The following is a 24,635-nucleotide window of genomic DNA, read 5'->3' as shown; positions in this document are numbered from 1 at the left end:
GCCGCCGCGCCGCGCGCCATCTCTGCGATCATGCAACGGAACCGCCTGCGCCGCCGCGCCGTGCTGGGCCTGCCGGGCGCGCTGGCGCCCGGCCTTGTCGCCGCGCAGGCGGCGCCGTCGGTGGACCTGCTTCTTGTCCTCGCCATGGATGCTTCCGGCTCCATCGACGCGGACGAGTTCCGCCTGCAGCGCGAAGGCCTCGCCGAGAGCCTGACCCATCCCGCCATCCTCGCCGCCATCGCGTCCAAGCCGAACGGCGCGGTCGCCGTGGCCATGGTGGAATGGGGCAGCCCGGGCGGCGCCGCGACGGTGGTGGACTGGATGGCGGTGCGCGACGCGGCCTCCGCCGCCGCGCTGGCCGGGGCGATCCGCGCGGCACCCCGGTCCCGCCAATCCTACAACGCGATCGGCGACGCCATCGCCCATTCCGCCGCGCTGATCGCCGCCGCGCCCTTCCGGTCGGAGGACCGCGTCATCGACGTGGCGGGGGACGGGCCCGACATGCGGTCCTACCTGCCCGCGGCCGAGGCGCGCGACGCGGCGGTGGCGCAGGGCATCACGGTGAATGCGCTGGCCATCGAGGTCTCCCCCGTCACCCGCTTCGGGGAGCCGCTGCGCGTGCATTACGAGCGGGAGGTGATCGGCGGCCCCGGCGCCTTCGTCATCGCCGCCGAGACGCGGCAGGATTTCGCCCGCGCCATGCGCGCGAAGCTGATCCGCGAGATCGCCGGGGTGCCGCATGGCGTCGGTTGAACGGCGCGCGCTGCTCGCGTCGCTGGTGGCGTCGCCCGCCATGGCGCAGGGCGCGGTACCGGACTGGGTCGGGCTGCTGCGCGGCGGCGGGCATGTGCTCTACATGCGCCACGCCATCACCGACCGCAGCCAGGTCGATACCGGGCGGCTCGGCGACCGTGCCGGGCAGCGCAACCTCTCGGCCGCCGGGATCGCCCAGGCGCGGGACATCTCGGCCGCCTTCGGGCGCCTGCGCATCCCGCTCGGCGCGGTGCGCAGCAGCCCGGTCTTCCGCGCCGTGGACACCGCCGGGATCATGGCGCGCGGCCTGCCGGTCGACGTGACGATGGACCTGGTGGCGGACGACTATACGGCGGACATCCCCGCCGCGATGGCATCGCTGCGCCGCGCGCTGGCCACGCCGCCGGCGCCGGGGCGCAACACGCTGCTGGTCGGCCACATCCACAAATTCGGCCCCGCCGCGATGGGCCGGATGCTGCGGCAGGAGGAATTCCCCGAAGGCGCGATCGCCATGGTGGAACCCCGCCCGCCGGGCTTCGCCGTGCTCGGCGTGCTGCGGCCGGAGGAGATCCTCGCCGCCGCCGCTTGACCCGGCGCGGGCGCGGCGCCGAGGCTGCCGCGGCACGGAGGCCCGGCATGGCGGATGAACTTCTGGACGCGGCGGTCGCCCGCGGCATCGTGAATTTCGAGGCGACGAGCGGCCAGGTGCCCGACGGCTTCCGCCTGCTGCTGGCCCACGCGCCCGGCGCCTTCGCCGGCTACGGGCTGCTGCGGGAAGCGGCGATGCGCGCGCCCGAGGCCGGCGGCGCGCTCGATTTGCGCACCAAGGAGCTTTGCCTCGTCCTGCTCGACGTGCTGGCGGGCGCGACGGACGGTGCGAAGGCCCATGCGGCGAACGCGCTGCGGCAGGGGCTGACGCTGCCGCAGCTGGCCGAGGGGCTCGTCCTCTGCATCCTGGTGGGCGGCATCACCACCTGGAACCGCAGCGGGCGGGCGGTGCTGGAACACGCCGCCGCGCTGGCCGGGCCGCCGGCTCAGACGTAGCCGGGCCCCTCGATCGCCGGGAAGGCTTCGAGGAAGCGCTCATCCACCTCCACGCCGATGCCCGGCGCCTCGTTCGGGCGGACATTGCCGTCCGCGCCGATCGTCCAGGGCGTGCTGCCCAGCTCGTCGCGGAAGCGGTTGGCCTTGGAGATGTCGGCCTCGAAATAGCCGCCATTCTCGATCGCGGCGAGGAAATGGATCGAGGCCGCCTGGTTCACGCCCGTCATCGACGAATGCGGGTGGATCGGGATCTTGAAGGCGGAGGCCATCCCCGCGATGCGCAGCGCTTCCGTGATGCCGCCGCACTTGGACAGGTCCGGCTGCCAGATGGTGATGACGCCGTCTTCCAGCACGCGGGTGAACTCGTAGCGCGTGAAGTGGTTCTCCCCCGCCGCGAGCGGCGTCACGCCATAGCCCCGCGCCTGGGCGTACAGGTGGTGGTCGTGGGCGGGGAAGGGTTCCTCGAGCCAGCCGATGTTGAGCCGGTCCATCTCCGGCATCACCTGGCGCACCTGGTCGATGGAATAGCCGATATTGGCGTCGGTCAGGATCGCCATGTCCTTGCCGAAGGCGTCGCGCACCGCCTCCATGCGCGCGATGTCGTCCTTCACCGTGTCGCCCACGCGCAGCTTCAGCGCGCGGTAGCCGGCCTCGATATGCGGCCCGGCCTCGTCGATCAGCTGCGCCGGGGGCTGGTAGCCGAGCGCCACGCCGCCCGCATAGGCCGCGACGGGGCGGGATGCGCCGCCGAGCAGCTTGTAGAGCGGCAGGTTCAGCGCCTTCCCCTTGGCGTCCCACAGCGCCATGTCGATGCCCGACATCGCCATCGCGCAGCCCGCGCCCATGCCGTGCGAGGCCAGCTGGTACTTGTAGATGCGCGCGTTGATCCCCGTGGTGTCGAAGGCGTCCATGCCGAGGATCAGTTGGCGCAGCGTCGTCTCGATCAGCTTCGCGACGGCGGTGTGCGCGCGGCCATGGTGGCTTTCGCCCCAGCCGACGATGCCGTCCTCCGTCGTCACCTTCACCATCACCGCGTCGCGCTTGACCGCCTGGCCGATGCCCAGGCGCGGCCCGCCCGCGGGCAGCGGGAAGGAGGTCGGGAAGGCGCGGACATCGACGATCTTCATGGCGGCTTTTCCTCCTGCGTTGCGCGGGAGGCTGCCAGCCGGGCACGGGGTTTGCAAACCACGCCCCGCGGGCAAGGATCGCCCACCCCAGCCGAGGAGACGCCGCATGGCCACCGACCCGATGGACGCAGCGAAGGAGGCGATCCGCCTCTGGACCGGCGTCGCCTGCCCGAACGCGGCAGCCGCGCGCGCGATGGAGGATTTCCCCGCGCTGATCCGCGAGTTCGAGGCCGTGCGCGGCACCATCGTCTTCGAGGACGAACCCTCCACCTTCGAAGCCGCGCTGCGGGCGGAGAAGGAGCCGGGGACATGACCGACCTCACCGACCTGTCCACGACCGAGGCGCATGACGCCTTCCGCAAGGGCGAAGCGACCGCCGAGGCGCTGGTCCGCGCGAGCCTCGCGCGCATCGACGCGCATGACGGCAAGGTCAACAGCGTCATCCGCCTGGATCGCGAGGCGGCGCTGGAAGCCGCCGCCGCGCAGGACAAGGCGCGCGCGGCCGGCATCCTCGCCGGCCCGCTCGCCGGCGTGCCGATGATGCACAAGGACATGTACTACCGCGCGGGCAAGGTCTCGACCTGCGGGTCCAGCATCCGCGGCGACTTCCGCCCAACGCGCACCGCGACGCCGCTGCTGCGGCTGGACGCCGCCGGCGCGATCGACATGGGCACGCTCAACATGGCCGAGTTCGCGCAGAACCCGACCGGCCACAACCGGCATTTCGGCGACTGCCACAACCCATGGAACCTGCCCTATTGCACCGGCGGTTCCTCCTCCGGCTCCGGCGCCGGGGTCGCGGCGCGCTTCTTCGCCGCCGCGCTGGGGTCGGATACCGGCGGGTCGATCCGCCTGCCGGCCTCGATCTGCGGCGTCACCGGCATCAAGGGGACGCAGACGCGCGTTTCCCGCGCCGGGGTCATGCCGCTGTCCTTCTCGATGGACAATGTCGGGCCGCTGGCGCGCACGGCGCGGGACTGCGCGCGGATCATGCGCGTGATCTCCGGCCACGACCCGGCGGATGCGACCAGCGCGCCGGAACCGGTGCCGGACTACGAGGCCGCGCTGACCGGCGACCTGCGCGGCCTGTCGGTCGCCGTGCCGCAGGAATGGTTCTTCGAGGGCGCGGACGAGGTGGTGGTGAAGGGCTTCGAGGCGTCGCTCGAGGTGCTGAAGGCGCGCGGCGCCAAGGTCGCGCGCGTCTCCTGCCCCTCGCTGCGCGCCATCGGCACCTATGTGGCGGTCGTCAGCCGGGTCGAGGCGGCGACGATCCACGCGCAATGGATGCGGGAGAAGGCGGGGGACTACGCGAAGCACCTGTCGGGCCGGCTCTATGGCGGCTACGCCATCCCCGGCACCTGGTATGTCGAGGCGCTGTCCGCCCGCGGCCCGCTGCTGCGGCAATTCTGCCGGGAAGCGCTTGCGGACCACCATGTGGTGGCGACGCCATCCCTGCGCATGCGCGTCCCCACCCTGGCCGAGACCGACATCGACGCCGATCCGGCCAACTGGGCGCGGCACATGGCGATCTCGGCCAATACGCGGCCCTTCAACTACCTGGGGCTGCCGACGGTCAGCCTGCCCTGCGGCTTCGACGATCGCGGCCTGCCGATGGGGCTGCAGATCAGCGCGCGACCCTTCGGTGAAGGCCGCGCGCTGATGGTCGCCGACGCATACCAGCGCGACACCGGCTGGCACACGCGCGCGCCGGTGCTCGCCTGAACGCTACCCGCGCAGCGCCTTGATCTGCGCGGGATAGCCCGAAGGGTCCACGGCCACGTCGACCAGCACGGGGCCCTTCGCCGCGCAAGCCTGCGCCATGGCCTGCGCGAAGTCTTCCTCGGTGCTGGCCGAGAGGCCGAGGCCGCCCATCGACCGCATCGCCGCGGCGAGATCCGCGCGCGGCCAGCCGAGCGCACCCTCGGGCAGGTCCCGCGCATCCTTCTTGATGTCGATCAGCGAGAGCGTCGCGTCGTTGAACGCCACGACCACCAGCCGCGCGCCGAGCACGGCGGCCGTCGCCAATTCCCCCAGCCCCATCAGCAACCCGCCATCGCCGGTGAAGGCGAGCGCCCCGCGCGCCGGGTCGTGCAGCGCGGCCGCGATCCCCGCCGGCACGGCGAAGCCCATGGTGGCGAGCCCGTTCGAGATCAGCAGGTCCACCGGCCGCGCGCATTGCCAATAGGTGGTGGCGGGGAACATGTGCGCCCCGGCATCGACCGCGACGCGCGGGTCGAAGCCCGCCTTGCGGCAGGCCGCCTGGGCTATCTCGACCACGCGCTGCGGGCCGAGCCCGGCGCCGCGCCGCGGGTCGTTGCCCAGCGCGCGCAGCCAGGCTTCGCGCAGCGTGGCGATCTCCGCCACGTCCCAGGCCGACCGCGCGGCACCTTCCGCAAGCCCGGCCAGCGCCGGCGCGATCCGGCCCGTCACCGCCGCGGCGGGCTGGCGATAGGGCAGGGCGCGCGGCGCGGTCGCGACCTCGATCACCGGCACCTCCCAGCGCCAGGGCTTGGGGATGAACTCGACCGGGTCGGCGCCGACCATCACCACCGCATCGGCCGCGTCCAGCACCGGCCCTTCGGCCGCGCCGCCGGTGAAGATGCCGGCGAACAGCGGATCGGCATCCGCCACCACGCCCTTGCCCTTGTAGGTGACGAGCACCGGGCAGCCGAGTGCCGCTGCCAGCGCGCGCGCCTGGGGGGCGGCGTCGACCGCCTCCAGCCCCACGATCATCACCGGCCTCCTCGCGGCGGCGAGCACGCGGCGCGCGGCGGCGATCGCCGCCGCCTCCGGCACCGGCGGGACGGACGGCGCCACGCGCGCCGGCAGCGCCGCGGGCTGCTTCGCCGCGCCGCCGGACAGCTCGATCAGCGCCGCGCCGCGCGGTGCCGCCATGGCGGCGCCGATCGCCTGCGTCGCCGCATCCGCCGCCGCCATCTGCCCGACCGAGAGCTGCGCCTTGGTGACCGGGGCGAGCATGGCCGCATGGTCGAAATACTGATGCGTGGCGAAGGCGCGCTCCGCCGGCGCGAAGCCATCGGCCAGCAGCACCACCGGCGCGCGGTCGAGCGCCGCATGCGCCATGCCGTTCGCGGCATTGCCCACGCCCGGGCCGCGCGTGCACAGCGCCGCACCCGGCGTGCCGGACAGCTCCGCCTCGGTCGCGGCCATGATCACCGCCGAGGTCTCGTGCCGCGCCAGCACGAAGGCGAGGCCCCGCGCCTTGGCCGCCGCGATCAGGTCGAGGCTCGAACCGCCCCCCGGCACGCCATAGATGCGCTTCGTGCCGGCCGCGGCGAAGGCGGCGGCGATCGCGTCGGCGGCGGTGGTGGTGGGGACGGCATCGGTCATGCGGGCTCTCCGGCAGCGGGGGGCGGAGGATAGGCGCGCCCCCCGCCGCTGCCCATAAGGGGGCAGGCGCCGCCCGTTTCCTGGGCAGAAAGCGCGGCCGGGGCGCGGGATGGGCCGCCGTCGCCCTTGCGTCCGGCGCGCCGCCCCGGCAAGGCTCGCCATTGGAGGATATTTCGCCGGTGACCATGCCCAGCCCAGCCTTCAACGAGATGACGACCGACGGCCTGGTCCGCGGCCCCTATGCCGAGATCGCGCGCTGGCTCGCCTCCGCCCCGCAGGAGGCGCTGGAGCGACGGCGCCACGAGGCGGAGCTGCTGTTCAAGCGCATCGGCATCACCTTCGCCGTCTATGGCGAAGGCGGCGATCCGGAACGGCTGATCCCCTTCGACATCATCCCGCGCATCCTCGCGCGCGCGGAATGGGAGGCGCTGTCCCGCGGCCTGGTGCAGCGGGTCAAGGCGCTGAACCTGTTCCTGCTCGACGTCTATGGCGCGCAGGAGATCCTGCGCGCGGGCCGCATCCCGGCGGGGCTGGTGCGCGACAACGCGGCCTTCCGCCCGGAGATGAAGGGCTTCGTGCCGCCCGGCGGCGTCTATACGCATATCGCCGGCATCGACGTGGTGCGCACTTCGCCGAACGAATTCTGGGTGCTCGAGGACAATTGCCGCACGCCGTCCGGCGTCTCCTACATGCTGGAGGGGCGGGAGGCGATGCTGCGGCTGTTTCCCGACCTGTTCGCGCGCCACCGGATCGCGCCCGTCGGGCACTACCCCGAGGAACTGCTCGAGACGCTGAAATCCGTGGCCCCGCCCAATTGCCGCGGCCTGCCGCGCGTCGCGATCCTGACGCCCGGGTCCTACAACAGCGCCTATTACGAACACTGCTTCCTGGCCGACGAGATGGGCGTCGAGGTGGTGGAGGGGCCGGACCTGTTCGTCGAGGACGACGTCGTCTTCATGCGCACCACCACGGGCCCGCAGCGCGTGGACGTGATCTACCGGCGCATCGACGACGACTACCTCGACCCGCGCGTGTTCCGCCCGGAAAGCGTGCTCGGCGTGCCGGGGCTGATGGCGGCCTACAAGGCGGGCAACGTGGCGCTCGCCAACGCGCCGGGGGCGGGCATCGCCGACGACAAGGCGATCTACCCCTATGTGCCGGAGATGGTGCGCTTCTACCTGGGCGAGGAACCGCTGCTCGCCAATGTCCCCACCTATCTGTGCGAGCGGGAGGAGGACCGCGCCTATGTCCTCGACCACCTGGACGAACTCGTGGTGAAGCTGACGCATGGCTCGGGCGGCTACGGGATGCTGATCGGCCCGCACAGCACGGCCGAACAGCGCGCCGAATTCGCCGCGCGCATCCGTGCCAGGCCCGCCGACTACATCGCGCAGCCGACGCTCTCGCTGTCCACCGTGCCGACGCTGGTGGAGAACGGCATCGCGCCGCGGCATGTCGACCTCCGCCCCTTCGTGCTGTGCGGGAAGGAGGTGCGGATCGTCCCCGGCGGGCTGACGCGCGTCGCGCTGCGGGAAGGCTCGCTGGTGGTCAATTCCTCCCAGGGCGGCGGCACCAAGGACACCTGGGTGCTGGAGGACGATCCCGCCGACATCCCGAAGCCGGCGGAGGCAGGCTGATGCTGAGCCGCACCGCTGACAGCCTGTTCTGGCTCGGCCGCTACATCGAGCGGGCGGGCAACAATGCCCGCGGCCTGCAGGTCGCGCTGCGCATGGCGAGCCTGACGCGCGACGCCGCGGTGCGCGACAGCGCCTGGCGGGCCCTGCTGATCGCCTCTGGCTGCGCGCCGGGCTTCGCCGCGACGGGGGCGGAGCCGACGCAGGAAGCGGTGGTGCGCTACCTCGCGGCCGATCCGTCGAACCCGTCCTCGATCCTGTCCTGCATCGAGGCGGCGCGGCGCAACGCGCGGGCGGTGCGCACCGCGCTGACGGTCGACATGTGGGAGGCCGTCAACGAGACGTGGTCGGAGGCGCGCCGGACCACCGCCGCGACCTTCGCGCCCGACAACCTGCCGGGCTTCCTCGACTGGGTCAAAAGCCGCACGGTCCAGTTCAACGGCGCCTATGCCGACACCATGCTGCGCGAGGAAGCCTGGCGCTTCGTCCGCCTCGGCACGACGATGGAACGCGCGGACAACACCGCGCGCGTGCTCGACGTGCACCATCACGCGATCGCGGATGCGGAACAGGACGGCGCCGTCGCCTATGTGCAGTGGCAGGCGATCCTGCGCTCGGTCTCGGCGCTGCGGGCCTATCACTGGGTGTTCCATGCGCGGCTCGAGCCGCGGCGGATCGCGGAACTGCTGATCCTGCGCCCGGAACTGCCGCGATCCATGATCGCCTGCTACGCCCGGATCGAGGAGACGCTTGAGGGCATCGCCGCCGCCCATGGCGGGCGGCGCGGCGAATGCCACCGCCTGGCGGGGGAGATGCATGCCAGGCTGCGCTTCGGCCGGATCGAGGATATCATGGCGGGCGGTCTGCACGACTTCCTGACCGCTACCATCGACCGGAATCTACAGCTCGGCCGGCAGATCCAGGACTTCTACCTGCAGGCCTGAGCGCCGCGGAGGCGCGCCATGACCTATTGCGTGGGGCTCTACCTGAACGAGGGCCTCGTCCTGCTGTCGGACACCCGCACCAATGCGGGCGTCGACCACATCTCCACCTTCAGCAAGATGCATGTCGAGGAGATCCCCGGGGAACGCATGGTCGCCATGCTCACCTCCGGCAACCTCGCCATCAGCCAGGCGGTGTGGAACCGGATGCAGGAAGGCGTCTGGCTCGACGGGCAGCTGCACACGCTGCGCGACGTCCCCACCATGTTCCGCGCCGCGCAGCTGGCCGGCCAGGCGGTGCGCGCGGTGTTCGACACGGACGGGCCGGCGCTGCGCGCGCAGGGCATCACCTTCGACGTGGCGCTGCTGCTGGGCGGGCAGATCGGCGGGCAGCCGCAGCGGCTGTTCATGATCTACGCCGCGGGCAACTTCATCGAGGCGACGGCCGACACGCCGTTCCTGCAGGTGGGCGAGCACAAGTACGGCAAGCCGATCCTCGACCGCGTCGTGACCCCCGACACCACGCTGGTCGATGGCGTGAAGCTCGCGCTGATCAGCATGGATTCGACGCTGCGCTCGAACCTCACCGTGGGCATGCCGCTCGACCTGCTGGTCTATCGGGAAGGCACGCAGCGCGTGACGCTGCGCAAGCGCATCACGGAGGACGAGCCGTATTTCCGGTCGGTCCGGGAAGGCTGGTCGAACAGCCTGCGGGACGCCTATCGCGCCATGCCCGTGCCGGACTGGGTGCCGGGCTGAACCCCTTGCGCGTCCCGGCTTCGGTGCCACAAATGGCGCCACGCACCGGGAGGGAAAGAAGATGATCGGACGCAGGACCACGCTCGCGCTCGGCGCGCTGGCCGGGCTCGGGGCGCGCGGCGCCGCCGCGCAGGGCTGGCCGAACCGGCCCATCCGCATCATCGTCCCCTTCGGCCTGGGCGGGTCGGCCGATGTCGCGGCGCGCTTCCTCCAGGAACCGCTCCAGCAGGCCTTCGGCCAGAGCGTGGTGATCGAGAACCGCCCCGGCGCGGGCGGGACCATCGGCGCCGACGCCGTCGCCAAGGCGCAGCCCGATGGCCATACGCTGCTGCTGATGTCCAACACCCACACGGCGAACGAGACGCTGCTGCCCAACCGGCCCTATGTGCTGATGCGCGACCTCGCCCCGGTCGCCTTCATCAACGTCGCGCACCACGTGCTGGCGGTGCATCCCTCGCTGAACGTGTCGAGCGTGCAGGAACTGATCGCCTATGCGAAGGCCAATCCGGGCAGGCTCGACTACGCCTCCTCCGGCCCCGGCACGCCCTATCACGTCGCCGGCGAGGTGTTCCGCGCCATGGCGGGCATCGAGATCACGCACATCCCCTTCCGCGGGTCGAACGAGGCGCGCACGGCGCTGATCGCCGGCCAGGTGCCGATGATGTTCGACGCCATCCCGACCATGGCCGAACAGGCGCGCGGCGGGCGCGTGCGCGCGCTGGCCACGACCGGGCCGCAGCGCAGCCCGCTGCTGCCCGAGATTCCCACGGTCGCGGAAGTCCTGCCGGGCTACGAGGCCAGCATCTGGCTCGGCCTGATGGCGCCGGCCGCGACGCCGCTGCCGATCCGCGAGCGCATCGCCGCCGAGGTCAACCGCGTCATGGGGCTGGAGGCGACGCGCGCCGCCCAGCAGCGCGCCGGCGCGCTGGTGAACCCCATGAGCGTCGAGGCCTTCGACCGCTTCCTGCGGGAGGACATCGCGCGCCAGGCCGAGGGCATCCGCCTCGCCCGCATCCAGGCGAATTGAGCCCGGCATGGTCGCCTTCACGCTCAACGGTGCGGCGGCCAGCGCGGAGCTGCCGGAGGCGACGCCGCTGCTGCACGCGCTGCGCGGGCCGCTCGGCCTGTCCGGGCCGCGCTTCGGCTGCGGCGCGGAACAATGCGGCGCCTGCGCCGTGCTGGTCGATGGCCGGCCCGCCCATGCCTGCACGCTGAACCTCGGCGCCGTCGCGGGGCGCAGCGTCACGACGGTGGAAGGGCTCGGCACGCCCGACGCGCCGCATCCGCTGCAGCGCGCCTTCCTTGATGAACAGGCGGGGCAATGCGGCTTCTGCCTCTCGGGCATCCTGGTCGCCGCCGCGGCGCTGCTCGCGCGTGATCCCGACCCGGACGATCCCGCGATCCGCGACGCGCTCGACGGGCATCTCTGCCGCTGCGGCAGCCACAACCGCATCCTGCGCGCCGTGCGGCGCGCGGCGGCGGAGATGAGGGGCGCGCCATGAACCTCGCCTATGTCCAGGCCACGGGTGGGAAGGACGAGCGGCCGAAACTGCCGGGCAGCCTGCACGTCAACCGCCGGCTCGACCGCTGGCTCGCCTTCGACGCCGCGGGGCATGTCACGGTCACGCCGGGCAAGGTGGAGCTGGGGCAGGGGATCCTGACCGCGCTCGCGCAGATCGTGGCCGATGAGCTCGATGTCGCGCTTGCCCGCGTCGTGGTGCGCGCGGCCTCCACCCCTGGCAGCCCGAACGAGGCGGTGACCTCCGGCAGCCTCTCGGTGCAGGAAAGCGGCATGGCGCTGCGCCACGCCGCGGCGTCGGCGCGCGCGATCCACCTGCAGGTGGCGGCGCAGCGCAGCGGCGTGCCGATGGAAGCGCTGCGCGTCGAGGACGGCGCCTTTCTCGCCCCCGATGGACGGCAGGTCGGCTCCTACTGGGCGCAGGCCGACGCCGCGCTGCTCGCCTGCGAGGCGCCAGCCGATGCGCGGCCGAAGCCTGCCTCCGAGCGGCGCATCGCCGGCACCTCCGCCGCGCGGCTCGACCTGCCGGACAAGGTCTTCGGCGCGCCGCGCTTCGTCCACGACCTCCGCCTGCCGGGGATGCTGCATGCGCGCGTGGTGCGGCCGCCGGCGCGGCGCGCGCGGCTCGTCGCGCTCGATGACGGCGCGCTGGCGGATGGCGTGACGCTCGCGCGCGACGGCTCGTTCCTGGCCGTGCTGGCCGAGGAGGAGCACGCGGCGGAGCGCGCCGCGGAACGCCTCGCCGCCCGTGCGCGCTGGGAGGCCGAGGACAGCCTCCCGCCCGCCCATGACCTCCCCGCCTGGCTGCGCGCCGAGCAGGGCGACCGCGAGGTCGTCGCCGAGCGCGACGACGCCGCCGGCGAGACGGCGCGGACGCTGCGCGCGAGCTTCTTCCGCCCCTATGTCGCGCATGCGTCGATCGGCACATGCTGCGCCGTCGCGCGCTGGCGGGACGGCACGCTGGAGGTCTGGAGCCACTCCCAGGGCATCTACAACCTCCGCGCCGACCTCGCGAAGGCGCTCGCGATGGAGGAGGCCGCGATCCTCGTCCATCACGTCGAAGGCGCGGGGTGCTACGGGCACAATGGCGCGGACGACGTCGCGCTCGATGCCGCGCTCGCCGCGCGCGCCGCGCCGGGGCGGCCGGTGCGGCTGCTCTGGACGCGCGCCGAGGAACTCGCCTGGGCGCCCGTCTCCTCCGCCATGCTGGTCGACATCGAGGCCTCGCTCGACGCCGAGGGTCGCATCGCTTCGTGGCGGGAGGAGGTGACGAGCCACGGCCATTCCTCCCGCCCCGGGCGCAACCCGTCGCCGACGCTCCGGGCCGTGGAATACATGGACCCGCCGCGCGCCATCCCCAACGCGATCAACCCGCCGCTCGCCGCGGGCGGGGGCGCGCAGCGCAACGCGGTGCCGGCCTATCGCATCCCGCGCCTGACGGTGGGCGTGACGCGCATCGCGCGGATGCCGCTGCGCTGTTCCGCGCTGCGCGGGCTGGGCGCGCCGGCCAATGTCTTCGCGATCGAGTCGGTGATGGACGAGCTCGCCGCGATGGCCGGGCGCGATCCGCTCGAGTTCCGCCTCGCGCAGCTGGACGATGCGCGCGGGCGCGACGTGCTGGCGCTGGCGGCCGAGATGTGCGGCTGGCGGCAGCGGACGAAGCGGGAGGGCTTCGGCCTCGGTCTCGCCTACGCCCGCTACAAGAACACCGGCGCCTATTGCGCCGTGGCGGCGGAGGTCGAGGCGCTCGATCAGATCTATTGCCGCCGCCTCTGGATCGCCGCCGATGTGGGGGAGGCGATCAACCCCGACGGCGTCATCAACCAGTACGAAGGCGGCGCCATCCACGGCGTGTCCATGGCGCTCAAGGAACGCGTCGAGTTCGACCGCCGTGCCGTGACGTCGGACGAGTGGGAGAGCTACCCGATCCTCCGCTTCTCCGAGGTGCCGACGGTCGAGACGCGGCTGATCGCTCGCCCCGAGGCGCCGCCGCTCGGCGCGGGGGAGGCGAGCCTCGCGCCGACCATCGCCGCCATCGCCAACGCCATCCACGACGCGCTCGGCATCCGCCCGCGCGAAATGCCCTTCACGCCGGACAATCTCGCCGCGACATGATCAGCCTCACCCTCGCCTGCACTTCCTCCGACCGCACGCGGCCGCTCATGGATGGGCGCTTCCGCGTGCCGGGCTGCGACATCACCTTCCTGCCCGGGGAGCCGGAGGACATCTTCCGCCGCGCGCTGCGCGACCGCGCGTTCGACGTCAGCGAATTGTCGATGGGCAGCCACATCGTCACCACCGCGCGGGGCGACAGCCCCTATGTCGGCGTGCCGGTCTTCCTCTCCCGCGCCTTCCGCCATTCCGCGGTCTATGTCCGCACCGACCGCGGCATCCGCTCCGCGGCGGACCTCGCGGGCCGCACCATCGGCCTGCCGGAATACCAGCAGACCGCGGCGTTGTGGGTGCGCGGCTTCCTGCGCGAACAGTACGGCGTGGACACCAAGGGCATCGCCTGGCGCACGGGCGGGGAGCGCGTGGCGATCACGCTGCCGGCGGGCTTCGACGTGAAGCCGCTCGGCCGCGACCTCGAGGCCGCACTCGCCGCCGGCGAGATCGACGCGCTGATCGGCCCGCGCCCGCCGCGCTGCTTCCTCGACGGCAGCGCGCCCGTCGCGCGGCTCTGGCCCGACACGCGGGCGGAGGAGGAGGCGTGGTTCGGCAAGACCGGCTTCTTCCCCATCATGCATTGCCTCGCCGTGCGGAAGGATGTGGCGGAACGGCATCCCTGGCTGCCGGTCGAACTGTTCCGCGCCTTCGCCGCGGCGAAGAAGGCGTCCATCGAGGAACTGCGCCTGGTGAACGTGCTGCGCGTCTCCCTGCCCTGGATCGCGGCGGAGGCAGAGGCGCAGATCGCCGCCATGGGCGGCAATCCCTGGCCCTATGGCTTCGCCCGCAACCGGGACGAGATCGCGGCCATGATCCGCTTCGCCGTGGATGACGGGCTTGCCGCGCAGCCGATCGCGCCGGAGGCGCTGTTCCACCCTTCCGTGCTCGACCTGATCGACGCCGCCTGAGGGGTTGCGCCGGGCGCCGGCCCGCCGCATCACTCGGGGCAAGACCACCCGGGAGAACGCCAGATGACCCGCATCACCCGCCGCCTCGCCCTCGGCGCGGCCGCCGCCACGCTTGCCGCCCCCGCGCTGCGCGCGCAGGGCACCGCCATCCGCATCATCGTGCCCTTCGCGCCGGGCGGATCGACCGATGCCGTCGCGCGGCTTGTCGCGCCGGGGCTGACGCAGCGGCTGGGCGCGCCGGTGGTGGTGGAAAACCGCAGCGGCGCCGCGGGCGCGATCGGCACGGATGCCGTCGCCAAGGCGCGGCCGGATGGCCTGACCTGGCTGCTGACCTTCGACAGCCACGCGACGCTGGCCGCCCTGCTGCCGCAACTGCCCTTCAACCCGGATCGCGACCTCGACCCCGTCATGCTGATCGGCGGCGCGCCCTATGTGCTGGCCTGCAAGCCGGACAAGCCGTTCCGCTCGATCACGGATGTGGTGGATGCGGCGCGCGCGCGGCCGGATGCCGTGTCCTTCGGCTCGACCGGCAACGGCACGATCGGGCACCTGACGATGGTGCTGCTGCAGGGGCGGACGAACACGCGCATCACGCACCTGCCCTATCGCAGCGGCGGGCTTGCCGTGAACGACACGGTGGCGGGCCATACCGACATGATGATCGGCTCGGCCGCCGTGGTGCATCCGCATGCGCGGTCGGGCACGCTGCGCACCTTCGCGCAGTTCGGCCCGCAGCGCCTGCCCGCGCTGTCCGACCTGCCGACCGTCGCCGAAGCCGGGCTCGCGGGGCTGGAGGCCGAGGCCTGGTGGGGCGTCTTCGCCCCGCACGGCACGCCGCAGGACGCCGTGTCGCGCATGAACGCGGCGCTGAAGGAATCGCTGAACGAGGAACGGGTGCGCGCGACGATGCAGGAGGTGCAGCAGGCCCGCCTCGTCGCCTCCAGCCCCGGCGAGCTCGCGACCTTCCTCGCGCGCGAAGTGGCGAAGTGGGGCGAGGTGGTCCGCGCGAACAACATCCGCGCCGACTGACCGGTCAGCGGGGCGCGAGCGCGCTCCGCACCAGCTCCTCGTACAGCGCGTGCGGCGGGGCGATCCGCTCCGCCGCCGCCAGCACCGCCGGCCCGTCCACCCGGTCGGCGAAGCGGGCGACCCAGCCCTTCACGATCTCCGCCGTCGCCTCCGGATGGAACTGCACGCCGATGCGGTTGGCCTGCCGGAATGCCTGCACCGTGCCGCCGTCGCGCGCGATCACCTCGGCGCCCGGCGGCACCGCGAAATGGTCGCCATGCCAGCGCACGAAGGGGCCGCGGAAGCGCTCGTCGGCCGCTTCCTCATTGGCAAACACGCCGAGGAAGGCGCGGCCCTCGCCGATCGGCTCCGCATGGCCGCCGGTCGCGGCCGCCAGCATCTGCGCGCCGAAGCAGATGCCGATGATGGGGCGCCCCGCCTCGGCCAGCCGCGCGACGATGCCGCGCTGCGCCGCGACCCAGGGGATGTGCGTGTCGTAGACCCCGTGCGGGGAGCCGAGTAGCACGACGAGGTCGGCCGCCCGCGCCGCATCTTCCCGCGCCGGGAGGTCCTCCCCGCGCGTCACCTCGATGCGCGCCCCGCCTTCCGCCAGCCAGTCGCCGAAGGCGCCTTCCGGCGCGGTCTCCGAATTGCGGACGATGAGGACGCGGCGGCCCGCGATCATGCCGGCTCGATCCCCAGCCGCGCGTCGCGCCGGCGCAGCAGGTGCACCAGCGGCAGGGCGAGCACCACCATCCACGCCTTCCCCACCACCTGGCCCGCCAGGTAGTCGAGGCTGCCGAAGGCGAGCCAGAGGAACACCACGCTGTCCACCACGAGCCCGACCGCGCCGCTCGCCGCCACGGCCAGGACAAGGCCGCGCCGCTGCAGCGGCGTGTAGACGCCAAGGTCGGCCAGCTCGCTCAGCAGGAAGGCGACGGCGGAGGCGATGACCAGCGCCGGCGGTGCGAGGAAGGCCGAGAGCGCGGCACCCGCCAGCACCGCGCCCGCCGCCCAGCCCAGGCCGAGCCGCCGCTGCACCAGGTCCCGCAGCACCAGCGCGAGGCCGATCATGAGCACGCCGGACGGCGCCATCAGCCCGGGTGCCACGGGCACGAGGCAGGGGCCGTTCGGGACGCAGACCGTGCCGGCATTGCCGATCAGCCAATTGGCCGCGGGGATGCACAGGCCGAAGCCGACCAGCGCGAGCACGCCTTCCGCGCGCGGGGTGAGTGTCATAGCCGCTCCGAGACGAAATCCGCCCAGCCCCTGGCGCGCAATTCGCAGGCCGGGCAGGTGCCGCAGCCGAAGCCCCAGGGGTGGCGGTGGGATCGGTCGCCCAGATAGCAGGAATGGGTATGCTCGACCACCGCGGCGACGAGATCCTCGCCGCCCAGCCGCTCCGCCAGCCGCCAGGTCTCGCCCTTGGACAGCCACATCAGCGGCGTCTCCAGCACGAAGCGGCGGTCCATGCCGAGGTTCAGCGCGACCTGCAGCGCCTTGATCGTGTCGTCGCGGCAGTCGGGGTAGCCGGAATAGTCCGTCTCGCACATGCCGCCGACGATGCGGCGGATCCCCCGCCGATACGCCAGCGCGGCCGCGAAGGTGAGGAACAGCAGGTTGCGGCCAGGGACGAAGGTGCTCGGCAGGCCGTCCTCCGTCATGGTGATCTCGGCCTCGCGCGTCAGCGCCGTCTCCGACACCTCCCCCAGCGCATCCAGGCGCAGCAGGTGGTCGGGCCCGAGCCGCGCCGCCCAGCCGGGGTCGAGCGCGGCCACGGCCTCGCGGAAGGCCCCGCGCACGGTCAGTTCCACCGCATGGCGCTGGCCGTAGTCGAAGCCAAGCGTTTCCACATGCGCGAAGCGGTCGAGCGCCCAGGCGAGGCAGGTGGCGGAATCCTGCCCGCCGCTGAACAGCACGAGCGCGGCATCGTCCCTCATGGCGAGTCCTCCAGCCTCTGCGCAGCCCAGCGCGCGGCATCCGCAACCACCGGGTCGGCGTCCTCCGCCCGCGCCTGTGCCACGGGCCGCAGCGCAGGGTCGCCCGAATTGCCGATCGCGATCATGACATTCCGCACGAAGCGGTCCCGGCCGATGCGCTTGACCGGGCTGCCCGAGAACATGGCGCGGAAGGCGGCGTCGTCCAGCGCGGCCAGGTCGGCGAGAAGCGGCGCGCGCAGCGCGTCGCGCGGCGCGAAGGCGGGCTCGCTGTGCGCGCGGGCGAACTTGTTCCAGGGGCAGACGGCCAGGCAGTCGTCGCAGCCATAGATGCGGTTGCCCATCAGCGGCCGCAGCGCCGGGTCGATCGGCCCGCGATGCTCGATGGTGAGGTAGGAGATGCAGCGCCGCGCATCCAACTCGTAGGGCGCGGGGAAGGCCGCGGTCGGGCAGGCATCGAGGCAGGCGCGGCAGGACCCGCAATGGTCGACCTCGCCCCCGTCGGCGCCCAGGTCGAGGGTGGTGAAGACCTCGCCGAGGAACAGCCAGGAGCCATGCGTGCGGGAGACGAGGTTGGTGTGCTTGCCCTGCCAGCCGAGGCCGGCCGCCTGGGCGAGTGGTTTCTCCATCACCGGCGCGGTGTCCACGAACACCTTGATGCCGCTGCCCGGCCAGGTCTCGCTCATCCACCGGCCAAGCGCCTTGAGCCGCTTCTTCACAACGTCGTGGTAGTCGCGGCCCTGGGCATAGGCGCTGACCGTCGCGCGGTCGCGGTGGTTCAGGCTTTCGAGCGGGTCCGTCTCCGGCCCGTAGTTCAGCCCGAGCGCGACGACCGAGACGGCCTCCGGCCAGAGCGCCCGCGGGTGTGCGCGTTGTTCCGCGCGGTCCGCCATCCACCCCATCGACCCATGCCGGCCTTCGGCCAGGAAATGCATCAACCGCGCGCGCGCCTCCGGTGCCAGATGCGCGCGCGCGAACCCCACGGCATCGAACCCCAGCCCCAGCGCGTGCTGCCTGATGGTTTCCCGCGGCTCATGGTTTCCAAAGGCCTTTCGGCCTTTGGTGGGGAGGTCTGGAGGGGCGACGCCCCTCCGGCTGGCGTCAGCCGCGCCCACGATAGGGCTGCACCTCCTGCGCCGGAATCCAGACGCCCTCGGGCGGCGTTCCGGACTGCCAGAACACGTCGATCGGGATTCCGCCCCGCGGATACCAATACCCTCCGATGCGCAGCCAGACGGGCGAGAGCAGGCCCACCAGCCGCTGCGCGATGTCGAGCGTGCAGGCCTCGTGGAAGGCGCCGTGGTTGCGGAAGGCGGCGAGGTACTGCTTGAGCGACTTGCTCTCCACGATCCAGTCGGCGGGCACGTAGTCGATGACGAGGTGGGCGAAATCCGGCTGGCCGGTCAGCGGGCAGAGCGAGGTGAATTCCGGCGCCGTGAAGCGCACGCAGTAGCGCAGGCCGGGATGGGGCGCGCGCACGCGTTCCAGCACGGCCTCCTCGGGGTTCGCGGGCATCGCCGTCTGACGGCCGAGCTGCGTCAGGCCGTGATATTCGTGGTCGGGTCCGCCGCTCATGCCGCCTTCTCCTGTTCGCCTTCGCGCCAACCGGCCTCGATGCGCGCGACCGTCGCCGCGAAGGTGCCCTGCAGGATCGCCTGGCGGAGCTCCGCCATCAGGTCCTGGTAGTACTGGATGTTGTGCCAGGTCAGCAGCATCGGCCCGAGCATCTCCCCTGCCTTGAACAGGTGATGGAGATAGGCGCGGGAATGCCTTTGGCACGCCGGGCAGCCGCAATCCGGGTCGAGCGGGGAGGGATCGTCCGCATGCCGCGCGTTGCGGATGTTGAGCACGCCGCGCCGGGTATAGGCGCGCCCCGTGCGGCCCGACCGCGTCGGCATGACGCAGTCGAACATGTCGACGCCCCGCGCGACCGCGCCCACCAGGTCGGCCGGCGTGCCGACGCCCATCAGGTAGCGGGCGCTGTCGGGTGGCAGCAGGGGGCAGGTCGCTTCCAGCACGGAGAACATCGCCTCCTGCCCCTCGCCGACCGCGAGGCCGCCGACGGCGTAGCCCTCGAAGCCGATCCGCGTCAGCGCATCCACGCTTTCCGCGCGCAGGTGGGGAAAGGTGCTGCCCTGGACGATGCCGAACAGGCCGTGCCCGTCGCGCGGCACGAAGGCTTCGCGGCAGCGCGCCGCCCAGCGCATGGACAGGCGCATGGAATCCGCCGCCTGCTGCTCCGTCGCCGGGAAGGGCGTGCATTCGTCGAGGCACATGGTCACGTCCGCACCCAGCAGGCGCTGGATCTCGACGCTGCGCTCGGGCGTCAGGCGATGCTTGGAGCCGTCGACATGGCTGCGGAAGGTGACGCCGCCCTCGTCCATCTGGCGCAGGCCGGACAGCGACATGACCTGGAAGCCGCCGGAATCGGTCAGGATCGGCCCCTGCCAATCCATCATCCGGTGCAGCCCGCCCAGCCGCGCGACGCGTTCGGCCCCCGGGCGCAGCATCAGGTGGTAGGTGTTGCCGAGCACCATGCGCGCGCCGGTCGCGCGCACCGCGTCCGCCGTCATGGCCTTCACCGTGCCGGCGGTCCCGACGGGCATGAAGACCGGCGTCGGCACTTCCCCATGCGCGGTCATCAGCACGCCGGCGCGCGCCGCGCCGTCCTGCGCGCGATGTTGCCAGTGAAGGGTCATGCCGCGCGTTCCAACAGGGAGGCGTCGCCATAGGAGTAGAAGCGGTAGCCCTGCGCGACCGCATGCGCATAGGCCGCCTTCATCCGGTCGGTGCCGGAAAAGGCGCAGACCAGCATGAACAGCGTGCTCTTCGGCAGGTGGAAGTTCGTCATGAGCAGGTCTGCGGTCCGGAAGCGGTGGCCGGGCAACAGGAACAGGTCGGTCAGGCCGCGGAAGGGAAGGATCGTCCCGTCCTCCGCCGCGGCACTTTCCAGCAGGCGGAGCGCGGTGGTGCCGATGGCGACGATCCGCCCGCCCGCCGCGCGCGCGGCGTTGATGGCGGATGCCGCTTCCTCCGTCACCTCCCCCCATTCGGCGTGCAGCCGATGGGCGCGGGGATCCTCCGCGCGCATCGGCAGGAAGGTACCGGCGCCGACATGCAGCGTGACGGTCGCCCGTGCCACGCCCGCGGCGGATACGGCGTCGAGCAGGGCGGGGGTGAAGTGCAGGCTCGCGGTGGGCGCGGCGACGGCGCCGGGGCGGGCGGCGAAGATGGTCTGGTAGTCCTCCCGGTCCGCGCCGCGCGGACCTTCGGGACGGGCGATGTAGGGGGGCAGCGGCACTTCCCCCGCCTGTTCCAGCGCGGCGGCGAGGGGGGCCGGGTCCGGCCCGAAGTCGAGCCGCACGGCCCCGCCTTCCGGCGCTTCCAGCACCTTCGCGGTGCAGGTCTCCGCGCCTTCGACGGCGATCACGTCCCCTGCGCGCAGCCGACGCGCGTTGCGCACCAGCGCGTGCCAGATGCCGCCGCCCTCGGACCGGTTCAGCATGACCTCGATGCGCGCTTCCCCGCGCCTGGCATGCAGGCGCGCAGGGATGACCTTGGTGTCGTTCACCACCATCACGTCGCCGGGGCGCAGCATGGCCGGCAGGTCGCGCACGCCGGCATCGCGCGGCCCGCCGCCCGCGACGACCAGCATCCGCGCGGCATCGCGCGGCCGCGCCGGTTCCTGGGCGATCAGGCCATCGGGCAGGTCGAAGTCGAAATCGGCGGTGCGGAGGGCATCGGACACGGGCGGGCGGGTAGCCCGCGCCGCGCCGCGGCGCAACCGGCCGCGGTCAGCCGCCGCGGCGGAACTGCCAGTCCCGGACGCAGATGGGGTGCGCGTACTGCGCCGTCATTGCCCCGCCTGCGATCCGGCCGAAGAAGCGGTGCTGCCCGAAATGGATGTCGAAGCTGCCATCCGCCGCGACAGGCCCGGAAAAGCGGACATTGTCACGCGTGCTGTATTCGATGTTGAGGACGCCGCCCTGGATGGTCAGCCGGCCGTTGCGTTCAGCGTCTCCGCAGCGGCTCGAGGCCTGGCCACGCAGCAGCGTCCCGCGGCCGAGCCAGGTTCCGTCGAAGCTGGTCGTCTGGGACTGGGCACTCGGGGCGAGCAGGCCGAGGGCCAGGAGCAGGAGGATCACGCTGCGCATGGGCGGTCTCCGGGGCATCACGCCGGGGTGAGCCTAGACCGGCGCCGGGCCGATCCGCATCCGCAAACACGCCTGCCGCCCATGGCGGCATCGGGCCCCCGTCCTGCCATTCGCGCGGGCACCCGGCGCCGCATCGCCGCCCGATGCGCCAACGCGGCCCCCTCGACGCCCCCGCCCGCGCGTGGTCGAGTGCCGGAACGGTGGCCGCGCGCCAGACGCGGCCCCGCGCAACAGGAGGAGTTCGCGATGCTGCGACGCATGATGGCCGGCCTCGCCATGGCCACGGCCGCTTCCCTTCCCGCCCTGGCGCAGGCGCCGAGCCTTCCCGCCGGGCCGCCGGTGCGCATCGTGGCCGTGACGCAGCCCCTGCCGACCCAGCCGCAATACACGCGCGTCGACCAGCCGATCCTGCGCGACGCGACGGCGCAGCGCAGCAACGGGCGCATCCAGGTCACGCTCGCAACGCACGCGGAACGGAACCTCGCGGGCAACGAGATCGTCCGTCTCGTCCGCTCCGGCCAGGTCGAGATCGGCGCCGGGACGCTGACGACGCTGTCGGGCGACGTGCCGATCCTGGACGGTGTCGACCTCGCGGGCCTCGCCCCCGACATCCGCGACGCGCAGCGCATCGCCGAAGCCATCATCCCCGCCGCCAACCGCGACCTGGAGCGCTTCGGCACGCGGCTCGTGGCACTCTACCCGTTCCCCGCGCAGGTGGTGTTCTGCCGCGCGCCCTTCACCACCCTCGCCGACCTGCGCGGGCGGCGCATCCGCACCTTCGGCAACTCGCTGGTCGACTTCTTCAACACCCTCGGCGCCCAGCCGGTCAGCATCGGCTTCCCGGAAGTCTATTCGGCGCTGGAACGCGGCGTGGTCGACTGCGCCATCACCGGCTCGGGCTCCGGTGCCGCGGCGCGCTGGCCGGAGGTGACGACGCACATCTCCGCCCTGCCGGTTTCCTGGGCCGTGGCCGGCTACATGGTGAACCTGAACTGGTGGAACCGGCTCGACCCGCCGGTGCGCGCCTTCCTGGAGGCGACGATGAAGGAGGTGTCGGACGCGCAATGGGCGCTCGGCGCCGCGGCGACGCGCGACGGCATCGACTGCAACATCGGCCGCACCGCGGAATGCCGCATCCACACCGTCGCCGCCCGGCCCATGACGGAAGTCCCCGCGACGGATGCCGACCGCGCCGAGGCGCGGCGCATCTTCCGCGAGGTGGTGCTGCCCGGCTGGGTGCGCCGCTGCGGCGCGCGCTGCGGGGAGGTCTACAACGAGGTGATCGCCCCGATCTCCGGCGTGCGCTTCGGCGGGTGAGCGGCGCGATCGGGCCCGTCCCGGCGCCGCTGCGCGCGGCCCGCGCCACACGGCGCGCGGTCGCGGCGGTGGCGACGGTGATGGCGCATCTCGCCGGCTGGGCCTACATCGCGGGCGCGCTCTTCATCACCTTCGACATCTTCGCCCGCACCTTCCTCGGCTTCTCCTCCCAGGCCACGGTGGAGATCACGGGCTACCTGCTGGCGGGCGGGATTTCCTGGGCGCTGGCGCATACGCTGTTCCGGCGCGCGCATATCCGCGTCGATGTCTTCGCCAATCGCTGGCCGGTCCGGGTGCGGGCGCCGCTGCACCTGCTGGCGCTGCTGCTGCTCGGCGCGCTCGGCGTGCTGTTCGCCTGGTCGGCCTGGGAACTGGTGGACGAAAGCGCGCTGTTCGACGCGCACGACAATTCCGCGCTGCGCATCCAGCTGATCTGGCCGCAGGGCATCTGGGCCTTCGGCATCTCGGCCTTCGTGCTCGCCTGCATGGTGCTGATGCTCGAAGCCGTGCTGGCGCTGGTGGCGGGGCAGGGGGCGGCGCTCGACGGGCTGCTCGGGTCCCGCACGCTGGAGGACGAGACGGAGGAAGCGCTGGAAGCCGTCGCCATGGCGCATGAAGGCGAGGCCCCGCGCCCATGATCGCCATCGTCTTCCTGGTCGGGCTGCTCGGCGTGACCATCTTCGCCGCCGCCACCACGGGGCAGGCGCTGCCGATCCCCGAGATCCTGATGCTGATGGCGGTGTTCCTCGTCTTCTTCGGCTCGGGCGTCTACATCGCCGCCGTGCTCGGCGTGCTCGGCGTGCTGACGGGATTCATGTTCTCCGACCGGCCGTGGTGGACCTTCCTCGGCCAGACGCTCTGGGCGCCGTCGTCCAACTTCGTGCTCGTCGCCGTGCCGCTGTTCCTGCTGATGGGGGAGATCCTGCTGCGGGCGGGGCTGTCGGACCGGCTCTATCGCGCGCTGAACGTGTGGCTCAACCGCATGCCGGGGGGGCTGCTGCACACCAACATCGTCTCCTGCGCCGTGTTCTCGGCGATCAGCGGGTCGTCGGTCGCCACGGCGGCGACGATGGGATCCGTCGCGCTGCCCTATTTCCAGGACACCAAGTACAACCAGCGCATGGTGCTGGGCTCGCTCGCCGCCGGCGGGGCGCTCGGCAACCTGATCCCGCCGGGCATCACCTTCATCATCTATGGGCTGATCACCGAGACCTCGGTCGGTGCGCTGTACATCGCGGCGCTGATCCCGGCGCTGCTGGTGACGGGGCTGTTCCTGCTGGTGATCCTGGCGCACGGGCTGACGCACCCGATGGAGAAGCCCGCGCGCCTGCCGCTGGCGATGAAGCTGCGCGCGCTGGCCGACCTGGTGCCGACGCTGCTGCTGATCCTGCTCGTGCTGGGCTCGATCTATGGCGGGCTCGCCACGCCGACGGAAGCCGCGGCACTCGGCGTGGTCGGTGCCGCCGTCTTCGCCGCCTTCGAGGGCCGCCTGACCTTCCGCATGCTGAACGCGAGCGCCGAGGCGACGGCGCGCAACACGGCGCTGCTCGGCCTGATCCTGTTCGGCGCCTACCTGCTCAACTACATCCTGACGACGATCAACGTGCCGCAGGCGCTGGCGGGCATGATCGCGGGGCTGCCGATCCCGCCCTGGGGGATCATGCTCTGCATCATCGCGCTCTATGTCGCGCTCGGCACCTTCATGGAGGGCTTCTCCATGATCATCACCACCGTGCCCGTGGTGTTCCCGATCGTCGTCGCCCTCGGCTACGATCCCATCTGGTTCGGCGTGATCGTGACCATGCTGGTCGAGATCGCGCAGATCAGCCCACCCGACGGCACGGTGATGTACGTGCTGCAGGGGATGCGAAAACGCCCCGGGCCTATCACCGACGTCTTCGTCGGCGTGCTGCCCTTCCTCGGCGTCTATCTTCTCGCCGTCATCCTGCTCATGATCTTCCCCGGCCTTGCCCTCTGGCTGCCCGCCCTCATGGCCTGAACCGACCCAGGAACGCCC

General features: G+C 72.4%; 26 protein-coding genes. 16 read left to right on the top strand and 10 right to left on the bottom strand.

Translation table 11 applies throughout. The annotated features are described in order from the left end of the window. The first annotated feature begins 30 nt into the window (after positions 1-30). Genes J5Y09_RS12090 through J5Y09_RS12080 form a run of 3 tightly spaced genes read left to right on the top strand, consistent with a single transcriptional unit; the run spans position 31 to position 1,797 of the window. Entirely contained in the window at positions 31-753 is a 723-nt protein-coding gene (locus J5Y09_RS12090) for a DUF1194 domain-containing protein (protein WP_209352042.1), read from the top strand. Continuing rightward, the gene (locus tag J5Y09_RS12085; RefSeq protein WP_209352041.1) at positions 740-1,342 is read left to right on the top strand and encodes a histidine phosphatase family protein; all 603 of its coding nucleotides are present in this window, start codon (positions 740-742) and stop codon (positions 1,340-1,342) included. Before J5Y09_RS12090 ends, J5Y09_RS12085 begins: the two co-directional genes overlap by 14 nt. Positions 1,343-1,389: 47 nt before the next feature. Beyond that, the gene (locus J5Y09_RS12080) at positions 1,390-1,797 is read left to right on the top strand and encodes a carboxymuconolactone decarboxylase family protein (RefSeq protein ID WP_209352040.1); all 408 of its coding nucleotides are present in this window, start codon (positions 1,390-1,392) and stop codon (positions 1,795-1,797) included. On the opposite strand, the gene J5Y09_RS12075 is transcribed toward J5Y09_RS12080, so the two are convergent. Further along, entirely contained in the window at positions 1,788-2,924 is a 1,137-nt protein-coding gene (locus J5Y09_RS12075; RefSeq protein WP_209352039.1) for a mandelate racemase/muconate lactonizing enzyme family protein, read from the bottom strand. The genes J5Y09_RS12080 and J5Y09_RS12075 overlap by 10 nt on opposite strands. A 106-nt stretch (positions 2,925-3,030) precedes the next feature. Here J5Y09_RS12075 and J5Y09_RS12070 point away from each other — a divergent pair, with 106 nt between their 5' ends. Together J5Y09_RS12070 and J5Y09_RS12065 are read left to right on the top strand one after the other, a co-directional pair. Then, positions 3,031-3,237 carry a hypothetical protein gene (locus J5Y09_RS12070; protein ID WP_209352038.1) on the top strand — a complete coding sequence of 69 codons (207 nt, stop codon included), beginning with the start codon at positions 3,031-3,033 and terminating at the stop codon, positions 3,235-3,237. Next, the gene (locus J5Y09_RS12065) at positions 3,234-4,646 is read left to right on the top strand and encodes an amidase (protein ID WP_209352037.1); all 1,413 of its coding nucleotides are present in this window, start codon (positions 3,234-3,236) and stop codon (positions 4,644-4,646) included. Before J5Y09_RS12070 ends, J5Y09_RS12065 begins: the two co-directional genes overlap by 4 nt. Before the next feature lie 3 nt (positions 4,647-4,649). On the opposite strand, the gene J5Y09_RS12060 is transcribed toward J5Y09_RS12065, so the two are convergent. Further along, positions 4,650-6,275 carry a thiamine pyrophosphate-dependent enzyme gene (locus tag J5Y09_RS12060; protein ID WP_209352036.1) on the bottom strand — a complete coding sequence of 542 codons (1,626 nt, stop codon included), beginning with the start codon at positions 6,273-6,275 and terminating at the stop codon, positions 4,650-4,652. Positions 6,276-6,460: 185 nt separating this feature from the next. On the opposite strand from J5Y09_RS12060, the gene J5Y09_RS12055 reads away from it, so the two are divergent. The 8 genes from J5Y09_RS12055 to J5Y09_RS12020 all read left to right on the top strand — a co-directional run bounded on the left by J5Y09_RS12055 (position 6,461) and on the right by J5Y09_RS12020 (position 15,231). Beyond that, entirely contained in the window at positions 6,461-7,912 is a 1,452-nt protein-coding gene (locus J5Y09_RS12055) for a circularly permuted type 2 ATP-grasp protein (RefSeq protein ID WP_209352075.1), read from the top strand. Further along, positions 7,912-8,853, top strand: a complete 942-nt coding sequence (locus J5Y09_RS12050) for an alpha-E domain-containing protein (protein WP_209352035.1) — start codon at positions 7,912-7,914, stop codon at positions 8,851-8,853. Before J5Y09_RS12055 ends, J5Y09_RS12050 begins: the two co-directional genes overlap by 1 nt. An 18-nt stretch (positions 8,854-8,871) precedes the next feature. Further along, positions 8,872-9,609: a proteasome-type protease gene (locus J5Y09_RS12045; protein ID WP_209352034.1), complete on the top strand. Its 738-nt coding sequence runs from the start codon at positions 8,872-8,874 to the stop codon at positions 9,607-9,609. Between the two features lie 61 nt (positions 9,610-9,670). Next, on the top strand, positions 9,671-10,636 hold the full coding sequence (locus tag J5Y09_RS12040) for a tripartite tricarboxylate transporter substrate binding protein (RefSeq protein WP_209352033.1): 966 nt from the start codon (positions 9,671-9,673) through the stop codon (positions 10,634-10,636). 7 nt (positions 10,637-10,643) lie between these two features. Further along, positions 10,644-11,111 carry a (2Fe-2S)-binding protein gene (locus tag J5Y09_RS12035; protein WP_209352032.1) on the top strand — a complete coding sequence of 156 codons (468 nt, stop codon included), beginning with the start codon at positions 10,644-10,646 and terminating at the stop codon, positions 11,109-11,111. Further along, positions 11,108-13,243 (top strand): xanthine dehydrogenase family protein molybdopterin-binding subunit, encoded by a 2,136-nt coding sequence (locus J5Y09_RS12030; protein ID WP_209352031.1) that lies wholly within the window; start codon positions 11,108-11,110, stop codon positions 13,241-13,243. The genes J5Y09_RS12035 and J5Y09_RS12030 overlap by 4 nt, the downstream gene beginning before the upstream one ends. After that, positions 13,240-14,202, top strand: a complete 963-nt coding sequence (locus J5Y09_RS12025) for a substrate-binding domain-containing protein (RefSeq protein WP_209352030.1) — start codon at positions 13,240-13,242, stop codon at positions 14,200-14,202. The genes J5Y09_RS12030 and J5Y09_RS12025 overlap by 4 nt, the downstream gene beginning before the upstream one ends. Positions 14,203-14,265: 63 nt before the next feature. Next, entirely contained in the window at positions 14,266-15,231 is a 966-nt protein-coding gene (locus J5Y09_RS12020; RefSeq protein WP_209352029.1) for a tripartite tricarboxylate transporter substrate binding protein, read from the top strand. A gap of 4 nt (positions 15,232-15,235) precedes the next feature. On the opposite strand, the gene J5Y09_RS12015 is transcribed toward J5Y09_RS12020, so the two are convergent. From J5Y09_RS12015 to J5Y09_RS11980, 8 genes are all read right to left on the bottom strand, one after another. Continuing rightward, positions 15,236-15,895 carry a type 1 glutamine amidotransferase gene (locus J5Y09_RS12015; RefSeq protein WP_209352028.1) on the bottom strand — a complete coding sequence of 220 codons (660 nt, stop codon included), beginning with the start codon at positions 15,893-15,895 and terminating at the stop codon, positions 15,236-15,238. Next, positions 15,892-16,449, bottom strand: a complete 558-nt coding sequence (locus tag J5Y09_RS12010) for a VUT family protein (protein ID WP_209352027.1) — start codon at positions 16,447-16,449, stop codon at positions 15,892-15,894. The genes J5Y09_RS12015 and J5Y09_RS12010 overlap by 4 nt, the downstream gene beginning before the upstream one ends. Then, complete coding sequence (gene queC / locus J5Y09_RS12005; RefSeq protein ID WP_209352026.1) at positions 16,446-17,150, bottom strand: 7-cyano-7-deazaguanine synthase QueC; 705 nt, start codon at positions 17,148-17,150, stop codon at positions 16,446-16,448. The genes J5Y09_RS12010 and queC overlap by 4 nt, the downstream gene beginning before the upstream one ends. Further along, positions 17,147-18,166 carry a tRNA epoxyqueuosine(34) reductase QueG gene (gene queG / locus J5Y09_RS12000; protein ID WP_209352074.1) on the bottom strand — a complete coding sequence of 340 codons (1,020 nt, stop codon included), beginning with the start codon at positions 18,164-18,166 and terminating at the stop codon, positions 17,147-17,149. Before queG ends, queC begins: the two co-directional genes overlap by 4 nt. A gap of 82 nt (positions 18,167-18,248) precedes the next feature. After that, positions 18,249-18,722, bottom strand: a complete 474-nt coding sequence (gene queF, locus J5Y09_RS11995) for a preQ(1) synthase (protein ID WP_209352025.1) — start codon at positions 18,720-18,722, stop codon at positions 18,249-18,251. Then, the gene (gene tgt / locus J5Y09_RS11990) at positions 18,719-19,846 is read right to left on the bottom strand and encodes a tRNA guanosine(34) transglycosylase Tgt (RefSeq protein ID WP_209352024.1); all 1,128 of its coding nucleotides are present in this window, start codon (positions 19,844-19,846) and stop codon (positions 18,719-18,721) included. The genes queF and tgt overlap by 4 nt, the downstream gene beginning before the upstream one ends. Next, entirely contained in the window at positions 19,843-20,895 is a 1,053-nt protein-coding gene (gene queA / locus J5Y09_RS11985; protein ID WP_209352023.1) for a tRNA preQ1(34) S-adenosylmethionine ribosyltransferase-isomerase QueA, read from the bottom strand. Before queA ends, tgt begins: the two co-directional genes overlap by 4 nt. 46 nt (positions 20,896-20,941) lie before the next feature. Next, complete coding sequence (locus J5Y09_RS11980; protein ID WP_209352022.1) at positions 20,942-21,301, bottom strand: hypothetical protein; 360 nt, start codon at positions 21,299-21,301, stop codon at positions 20,942-20,944. A 246-nt stretch (positions 21,302-21,547) separates the two neighbouring features. On the opposite strand from J5Y09_RS11980, the gene J5Y09_RS11975 reads away from it, so the two are divergent. Genes J5Y09_RS11975 through J5Y09_RS11965 form a run of 3 tightly spaced genes read left to right on the top strand, consistent with a single transcriptional unit; the run spans position 21,548 to position 24,617 of the window. Then, positions 21,548-22,618: a TRAP transporter substrate-binding protein gene (locus tag J5Y09_RS11975; protein ID WP_209352021.1), complete on the top strand. Its 1,071-nt coding sequence runs from the start codon at positions 21,548-21,550 to the stop codon at positions 22,616-22,618. Beyond that, positions 22,615-23,256, top strand: a complete 642-nt coding sequence (locus J5Y09_RS11970; protein ID WP_209352020.1) for a TRAP transporter small permease subunit — start codon at positions 22,615-22,617, stop codon at positions 23,254-23,256. Before J5Y09_RS11975 ends, J5Y09_RS11970 begins: the two co-directional genes overlap by 4 nt. Beyond that, positions 23,253-24,617, top strand: a complete 1,365-nt coding sequence (locus tag J5Y09_RS11965) for a TRAP transporter large permease (protein WP_209352019.1) — start codon at positions 23,253-23,255, stop codon at positions 24,615-24,617. Before J5Y09_RS11970 ends, J5Y09_RS11965 begins: the two co-directional genes overlap by 4 nt. Positions 24,618-24,635 lie beyond the last annotated feature (18 nt).

This window comes from Roseomonas nitratireducens (assembly GCF_017813355.1).
In the GTDB taxonomy this organism is placed as follows: domain Bacteria; phylum Pseudomonadota; class Alphaproteobacteria; order Acetobacterales; family Acetobacteraceae; genus Neoroseomonas; species Neoroseomonas nitratireducens.
Note: the sequence above shows the minus strand (reverse complement) of the source record. Positions and strands in the feature narration are given on the sequence as shown.